The organism is Acidobacteriota bacterium, from assembly GCA_040756905.1.
GTDB lineage: Bacteria > Acidobacteriota > Aminicenantia > JBFLYD01 > JBFLYD01 > JBFLYD01.
The window spans coordinates 1-2,771 of the sequence record JBFLYD010000062.1; the positions used below are offsets into that span (position 1 = coordinate 1).

Annotated in this window: 3 protein-coding genes; all 3 read left to right on the top strand. The window is 33.7% G+C overall.

Features of this window, described 5'->3' with window-relative positions; genetic code table 11:
* Positions 1 to 215: 215 nt before the first annotated feature.
* Positions 216 to 1,136, top strand: coding sequence for a branched-chain amino acid transaminase (locus AB1410_10950; GenBank protein MEW6457215.1), 921 nt, complete (start codon positions 216 to 218; stop codon positions 1,134 to 1,136).
* 16 nt (positions 1,137 to 1,152) lie between these two features.
* On the top strand, positions 1,153 to 2,334 hold the full coding sequence (locus AB1410_10955; protein ID MEW6457216.1) for a type IV pilus twitching motility protein PilT: 1,182 nt from the start codon (positions 1,153 to 1,155) through the stop codon (positions 2,332 to 2,334).
* The coding region (locus AB1410_10960) for a regulatory protein RecX (GenBank protein MEW6457217.1) at positions 2,334 to 2,771 on the top strand (438 nt) is incomplete at its 3' end. The genes AB1410_10955 and AB1410_10960, both read left to right, overlap by 1 nt.

Sequence of the window (2,771 nt, forward strand, 5' to 3'; positions counted from 1 at the left end):
ATTGCAATTAATGGTTTCCTATCCATTTCTGGCACCTCCTTGGGTATAATTTACCCTAAAAAGCACCAGAAAAATTTAACATTTCAAAATAGTAATAACTCTTAACATTTTAAAATAGTAACATCAAATTTTCCCCACATATATTGACTTGGTTTATCCTTTTAATTATTATTTAGTTATTATAAAGAATAGAATTTTTAAAATAGGAGGGTTTAATGGGATTTAAAGAAGATGGATTTGTATGGATGAATGGAAAGCTTGTCAAGTGGAAAGATGCAAATATTCATGTAGCTTCCCATGTTATTCATTATGGGAGCTCAGTTTTTGAAGGCATCAGAGCCTATGACAATAAAAAAGGAATTGCGATTTTCAGGCTCGATGCCCATATTGACAGGCTTTATAATTCTTCAAAAATTTATAGAATGGAAATTCCTTATAAAAAGGAGGAAATTTCCAGAGCAATCATAGAAACAATTAAAGCAAATGACATGAGATCCTGCTACATTCGGCCTGTTGTTTACAGGGGATACTCAAAATTAGGGGTCGATCCATTTCCAAATCCAGTTGACGTTGCCATTCTTGTGTGGGAATGGGGAAAGTATCTTGGAGAAGAAGCATTAGAAGAAGGCGTGGATGTTCATGTTTCCTCATGGAGGAGGATGGCTCCAAATACTTTTCCATCGATGGCAAAAAGTGGTGGAAATTACATGAATTCTCAGCTTATAAAAATGGAAGCTCTTCTCCATGGTTATTCTGAGGGAATAGCCCTTGATTCTTATGGTTTTGTAAGCGAGGGGAGTGGAGAAAATATTTTTCTGGTTAAAGACAAAAAGCTTTATACTTCTCCAATTTCATGTTCAATTTTACCGGGAATAACCAGAGATTCCATTATAAAAATAGCTAAAGATTTGAAAATAGAGGTTACTGAAGAATTGATTCTAAGAGAGGCATTATACCTTGCCGATGAAATATTCTTTGTGGGAACTGCGGCTGAGATTACTCCAGTAAGAACTGTAGATAAAATACCTATAGGAAATGGTAAAAGAGGAGAAGCAACAAAATTGCTCCAGGATGAATTCTTTAGCTATATTAATGCTCAAAAAGAAGATAAATGGAACTGGCTTACTTATATTTAAGGGATAAAAGTTGAACATAAATATTAATGATATTCTGGCCATTGCAATGGAGAAAAAGGCCTCTGATATCCATTTAAAGGTTGGAAATTGTCCCATCATAAGAATTAATGGAGAATTGATTTCCTTAAGCAATCAGAAAAAGATTCTTCCTGAAGATACTATCGAGATTTCAAATATTATCATGAATCGAAGGCAGAAAGAGAAATTTCAAAATGATATGGAAATTGATTTAGCCTATAGTGTTTCAGGACTTGGAAGATTCAGATGTAACATTTTTTATCAACGGGGCGCGATAGGAATAGTGATGAGAGTAATTCCAACAAAAATATTTACTATAAGAGAATTGAATCTTCCTCCAATAATTGAAAATATTTGTATGGAAAAAAGAGGCCTCATTCTTGTTACGGGCACAACTGGAAGCGGTAAATCTACAACTCTTGCTGCGATGATTGATTATATAAATTCAACCAGAGTTGAACATATCATAACTATAGAAGATCCAATAGAATTTCTCCATAGAGACAAAAAAGGTATAATAAATCAGAGAGAAGTAGGGGTGGACTCAAGCACCTTTGCAACGGCCCTGAGAAGTGCTTTAAGACAAGACCCTGATGTTATTCTTGTGGGTGAAATGAGAGATTATGAAACGATAGAAATAGCTCTTTTAGCTGCAGAGACAGGACATCTTGTACTTTCTACTCTTCACACCCTGGATGCTACAGAAACCATTAATAGAATTATCACTGTTTTTCCGCCCCATTATCAGAAACAGATAAGAATTCAAATTTCATCAGTTATAAAATCGGTTATATCGCAGAGATTATTGCCCCGTTCTGATGGTAAAGGTAGGGTTCCAGCTGTTGAGGTTATGATTGGAACCCCTTTTATAAGAGATTGTATAGTCAATAAGGAAAAAACCCACCTAATAAGAGATGCTATTAAGCAAGGAGTTTCTCAATATGGAATGCAGACATTTGACCAGTCTATTTTTATGCTTTACCAGAAAAAATATATCTCGTTGGAAGACGCTCTCAAATGGGCAAGCAATCCTGATGAGTTCAAGTTAAGAGTTCTCGGAGTCCAATCAACTGGGGAGATGACCCTTGAAGAGATGGAAAAGAGAATAATGGAAACCCAGCAAGACCTTGAAAAAGAGAAAGTTGATAAAAAAGATAAATTTAAAATTGAAAAATATTGATGGGAAATGATGAGAAAATCTTTGTTTCAGCTTTAAGAATTCTGAAGTTTTCTGATAAATCTTCAAAGGAACTGAAAAGAAAATTAGAAAAAAAAGGATTCAAAAATCCTGAAATAGATAAAACAATAAGAGAACTGCAAAGACTTGATTATTTAAATGATAAAAAATTTGCGGAAAATTTTATAAGATATAAAATTTCCACTAAAAGTTGGGGTCAGGAAAGAATTAGAAACGAACTAAGGAGAAAAGGCATTGAAAATGAAGATATTGAAAATGCTCTAAGAACTGTTCTGAATGAGTTCAACGAAGATCAGATTTTAGAAAACGAGATTGAGAAATATCTTTTAAGAAAGGGGAGTGTTAATAATTTTTTTGAAATCAGAAAAATTGAAGGATATTTGTTGAGAAAAGGTTTCAGATGGGATAAAATAAAGGAA